Annotated in this window: 5 protein-coding genes and 1 pseudogene; 2 read left to right on the top strand and 4 right to left on the bottom strand. The window is 52.1% G+C overall.

The genetic code is table 11. The features are described 5' to 3' along the window. A partial coding sequence (locus tag A3AG_RS31000; protein ID WP_035847479.1) for an IS3 family transposase occupies positions 1 to 224 on the bottom strand: 224 nt, incomplete at its 3' end. An 87-nt stretch (positions 225 to 311) separates the two neighbouring features. Here A3AG_RS31000 and A3AG_RS32495 point away from each other — a divergent pair. Further along, positions 312 to 809 (top strand): annotated as a pseudogene (locus A3AG_RS32495) (transposase); the annotation flags it as partial. A 30-nt stretch (positions 810 to 839) separates the two neighbouring features. Here the strand turns inward: A3AG_RS32495 and A3AG_RS0100405 are convergent. Further along, on the bottom strand, positions 840 to 2,153 hold the full coding sequence (locus A3AG_RS0100405) for a cytochrome P450 (protein ID WP_012354727.1): 1,314 nt from the start codon (positions 2,151 to 2,153) through the stop codon (positions 840 to 842). A 597-nt stretch (positions 2,154 to 2,750) separates the two neighbouring features. Next, a complete protein-coding gene (locus A3AG_RS32485) occupies positions 2,751 to 3,875 on the bottom strand; it encodes a M30 family zinc metallopeptidase (protein WP_012354729.1) in 1,125 nt (374 codons plus the stop codon). 524 nt (positions 3,876 to 4,399) lie between these two features. Between A3AG_RS32485 and A3AG_RS32480 the strand changes: the two genes are divergently transcribed. Beyond that, positions 4,400 to 4,855 carry a hypothetical protein gene (locus A3AG_RS32480; RefSeq protein ID WP_012354731.1) on the top strand — a complete coding sequence of 152 codons (456 nt, stop codon included), beginning with the start codon at positions 4,400 to 4,402 and terminating at the stop codon, positions 4,853 to 4,855. Positions 4,856 to 4,926: 71 nt separating this feature from the next. On the opposite strand, the gene A3AG_RS0100400 is transcribed toward A3AG_RS32480, so the two are convergent. Then, the coding region (locus A3AG_RS0100400; protein WP_018003680.1) for an IS4 family transposase at positions 4,927 to 5,190 on the bottom strand (264 nt) is incomplete at its 5' end.

The raw sequence follows: 5,190 nt of genomic DNA, 5'->3' as shown, positions 1-5,190 counted from the left end.
AGCGCCTTCACGTCCACCGGCGGCTCGGCCGCAGTCTTGGTTTTGCCGCCGCCGAACACGTCCGCGGCGTGCTCCGCCAACTGTTGCTTCCACTCCGTGATCTGGCTCGGGTGCACGTCATACTGCTGGGCCAATTCCGCCAGCGTCTTGTCGCCCTTGAGCGCGGCCATGGCCACCTTGGCCTTGAAGGTTGCCGAGTGGGTCCGTCTGCTTCGTTTCGTCATCTTCTGGATCCTTTATGCCCGCCATTATGGCCGGCTCAGGCCCCAGCTCTTCCACTTANCCGACTGTCCGAATTTCCGCCGCCACCTCTCTACGACCTGTTCCACGTTGTTGCCAAAGACGCGAGGTCATCGATCAGGTCCGGGTCGATCAGGCCAATCAACTCAGGCATGACCGACCCACCCGACGTCTCTTGAAGTCCACACGCTTGCTGCTGCCTAATCGCAGCAATCTGAGCGCCGGCCAGGCGGTCCATCTAAATGAGATTTTGGCCGCGACCCGGTCGCTGATGACCGTCTACATTCTGCGCGACGACCTCAAGCGCCTGTGGTTTTACCGTCGGCCTGGATGGGCGCAGCGGGCATGGAGCGACTGGTTTGAACAAGCGCAGCAAAGCGGCGTCGACCCATTACAGCAGTTCGCGCAACGCCTGAGCGTATTGGCACGGCATTGTGGCCCGATGCCGCCATGCGCTGAACATTAGCGTCGTCGAGGGCATTAACAACACTATCAAAATGATCAAGCGCCGGGCCTACGGATATCGCGACGAGGAATACTTCTTCCTCAAGATCCGGCGCAGCCTTCCTCGCTATTCCTCGATGAACCAAAAAATCACTCTATCGCATGAAACAGCGCAAAGGAAGATGCTTAGGCCCACCGACGAAGCTGGATGCGACCATCTCGAGCTCCCCAGCTGACTCCACGCGTTCAAGGCGCGGTATCATTTCCTCAAACAGGATGCGCATTTCCATCTTGGCCAAGTGCTGGCCCAGACAAATATGAGGCCCTGTTCCAAATGCCAGATGGTGGACTTCCTTTCGATCAATGCTGAACTCGAATGGTTTATCAAAGACATCTTCATCTCGATTCGCCGAGCCGTAGCACAGCATTATCCAATCGCCTTTGTGAACTGTGCGTCCTCGGATCTCCGTATCCGCAGACGCGGTACGCATGAAGTGGCTCACCGGTGACGCAAAGCGCACCGCCTCGTCGACAAATTGCGGAATCAGCGCCGCATCGGCTTGTAGTCGAGGAAGCAGATCAGGGAACTGGCTAAGTGCCCACATTGCGATCGCGGAGGACGATGATGTGGTATCGTGTCCCGCCGTGGCAATAATAATGTAGTAGCCCAAGCGGTTGGCATCGCTAATCGGTTCACCATTTACGACCGCGTTGGAAAGCAATGTTGCCATATCGTTACGTGGACTCGTCCTTTTGTCCGATGTCAGCTTATCGAAATAATGCCGAAAGTCTTCTACTACTGCTAGTAGGTTCTTTGCCAAGACATCTTTACCCGAAGCGACCTCTGCCTTCCCTCGATTGAGTTCTGGATCTTCCCCACCAAACAATTCTTGCGTCAGGACCAACATTTTGGCCTCATCTTCAGAGGGAATTCCTAGAATGTCCATTATTACATGCAAAGGATAATATAGCGCAATATTTCTAGAAAAATCTATGACCTCCCCTTCGTAATGCGCAAGTTTGTCAACACAGCAACGGGCCAGTCGTCGGATACGCTCATCCAGATTGAGCAGGCTGTCAGGCATAAACCATGACTGCGCCAGCGCGCGCATCTTCTTGTGCTCATCACCATCGAACTGAACTAGCGCCTTGACAATATGCGGAGACCCAGTGACCGAAATTATATAGTCGATTGCGGCTTTTGGTCGGCAAACAACAGAATAGTCACCGTTGCGAAATAGGCTGCTGTCACGTGAAATGGCGCTGACATCGGCATACTTCGTTGCAACCCAGAATGGGTCGAAGCCCTCAATAACGGCACGACCGAATGGATTGTTGGCACGAGCCCACGTATAGACGGAGTGCAATAGCTCACGGTCTGAGTAAGTCTTTGGGTCAACCAAAAGCTTCGCGATGTCATCGGGGAGATCGAAATTCGAGGTGGTGGTAATTGGGGCCAAGATAAACATACTCCAAAGATAGATTCAAGATCGCGCGAAGCCATTCCAATGCTTCCGATAATGATTGGTAAATTTTCTATATTGAATCGATCATAAACACAATCAAACAAGTAGAGCGGCATCGAGTAATGGCGCTAATGGTCTGTAATTTGACGATGAAAACTGGTGCTACGCCTCTACTAACCGGCATCAGATGCTCTTGTTGCTTACCGCGACAGATTACTGAGGGGATACACTAAAGCAAAAGTGGGATAAAGATCGTTATGGCCCAGCCACTTGTGGCGGGCTCTTTACTCGTAACGAAGGTAACCACACTCCCCGGGACGGCGATCTTATTACGACGCCACGTACCGTTACGTGGCGACGACTTACCAATCGCGCCTCAGTCAATGGTACACCTTCCAGTTCCCAGCTTTCATGGGTCGCTGTCTCAAGTATGATCTTTGGGAAGGGCTCATTGCCCTTGATGTAGATCTCACCGACCAACGTCAGATGCTGTCCCTCGGTTGGTCCCACAGCGCATGCAGCAACGCTAAGGGCAACTAGCAAAGCAATCATGTGAGTCATAGGTCCATAGAAGATGTGGTTGACGGCACTCTCTTCGCATCATTGAATCACGACGGACAGTGAGGAGTGGGGCGGAATCTTCACCGTTTCGCTATACATACCTTTCACATGCTCCCGGACTACTGGCACGTTGGCATAGGGGTGGAGCTCCGCGGGCACCATTGAGAACTGACTACGATCATTTAGAAATGCGCCCGTGTTAATTTCAGGCAACACGAATCCGTCTTCCTCCCGCAAAGGAAAGCCAAAGCCGACTGGGGCGGGTTCCTTCATTAGTGCACCTGATGTCGCGGCAAAGTGGCGAAATTCCTGTTGGAAGCCGGAGGTTGCTGCCGTGTCTCGAACTGAAGATTCGAGAACCGCCATCGAATCAGTGCTGCTAACGTTGGTAAGAAGATGCTTGTAAAAGCGCAGTCCGAGATGACGGTTGAGAGATCCACCGAGCGATCCCCAGATTGAATATCCGTTGCCAGGGGAGACGAAATCGCCTGCTAGCGTGTCGAGAACCGCTTGACTCACCTTTGTTGGATCGATTTCAGTTGTCTCTACCCAGAAATTGACAATGGTGCCGTCAGCTGTCATGAGTTTACGAACCAATGTTGTGGAGCGAGTCGTATCGTCCGCTAGATACCAGATTTTCACACTACCGTTATCCAGTCTACTAGGCGACAAAGAATAGCGTGGAGCATAACTTTGCTCTTTGGCGTGCACTCTCCATCCGTCTCGATTAAAATTCGATATTCTGCTCTTAAGCGCTTCCGTGCTGTCATCCAATCGTAGTTGCTCGGCCACGAAGGAATAGTTCCGCGCCGCCACAGCAATTGTCGGCATAACTTGTGGAGTTCCGGTTTGATTAGTGAAAACGAGCGTTACATCCTGCCCGTTCAGCCCTGAGATGCTGATGGGAACTTCCACAGCCGAGGATGTGCTATTAACGCTTTCCCAAACACCTATGCCGCTACCAGAATTGGTGTGTGCGTCCAGCGCCCTGCAGTTCGAGCAGCTCTTCTCGACCGGAGCCGAGGTGGTGGTGGTCATCGTCTGCGGGTCGGGCGAGGCCGTGGGATCATCACCGTCACCACCGCAAGAGGCTAGCATGATAGATATCAGCGCTGCCTGAGCTATGCTCCGAAAAAAATGCAACACGCGCTGCTTGTACGTCATATATCTTCGCTCCTTTCGCGATGCGTTTTTTGTAGCATTTGCGGGTAATTCCTAACGCAATGATGCCGACTGTCATTCTATATATTTCTGAATTTAGTATGAGATGTCATTCGACCGTGGTGAGACACGTCATGTTAGCATGTAGTAGCATCCAGCGAAATCTATGCCACTCAGTGTAGATTGGCAAATTGTGATTGCCACTCTGCAAGTGGTGTATGAATTTTTTCGCAATGCGGTAGAATTGGAATTCAAGCCGACAATTCGCGCCATCACTTTGTTCATTTCGTGACGCGCAATTACCGGGGGTCTCGTAGGCATCGATTTGGCCCGTTTCGCACGAGGAAACTCGATAAATAGGCGCGCATTGACGCTTGTCAAGCTATGTCGCTGCTGTCGATGCCAGCATATTCGTTGTACTAGGTGAGTCGATGTTTGAGTTCTGCGTTCAACATCCAAGTGGAATCGAAAAAGCGGCTTACGCAATGCAAGATACAAAAATTCCGCACAATCCGAGAAGGTGGAACATGACATACAACATATTAGCTTTACTGCCATCACTATTGCCCGCGGCAATAGCATGGGCAAAGAGCATGACCGACCCTGTAATTCGGAACGGGAGCGCTCTAACCGAACAAGGTCTATCGGTCGCTAGTGCCGTTGGTGTTGCTATGCCGGAACGCATCCATATCGCAATGGTCGATAGTCTCCCGATGCCCCAAGATGAAACACTACGAAACGTAGTCTGCTCAACAGGATTGTTCGGTCCGGATACGGTTGGATTGACACTGGGATACGCCATATTGATTGCGGAAGGTCATGCTACACGGCGCTTGCTTACACATGAGTTCCGGCATGTTCATCAGTATGAAAAGGCTGGTTCAATTGAGAAATTTCTCCTTGCATACCTAGCCGAAATTGCGACCTTTGGCTATTTTGATGCACCGCTTGAAATTGACGCGCGCGACCACGAACTGCATTGAGACGGAGATTCGCCCCTGCAGGCATGGCGAAATAATAATGGCCACGTCTACCCCATTTCCTTATACGGAAGTCATGACTCTTCCCTCAGTGTTTGAATAGTGAGCGCGGCGTCCATGGTTCGCTGCATGCCGATCCAGATCGTCTTGGCGCCGGGCTCGCCATCGTTCTTCCGCCCAAGGAACCCGCCCAGGGAAGCAACCAACCGAATCATCTGATTGAGTGTGACCGGTGTCTTCGGGCGAGCTTTCTTGGAGAGCACGTATGCCCCCCGAATCTCGTCGGCATCGAAGAACAGCGACGCATCCAGATCCGGACAGGTTCTGCCCAACCGCAT

The organism is Cupriavidus neocaledonicus, from assembly GCF_000372525.1.
GTDB lineage: Bacteria > Pseudomonadota > Gammaproteobacteria > Burkholderiales > Burkholderiaceae > Cupriavidus > Cupriavidus neocaledonicus.
Note: the sequence above shows the minus strand (reverse complement) of the source record. Positions and strands in the feature narration are given on the sequence as shown.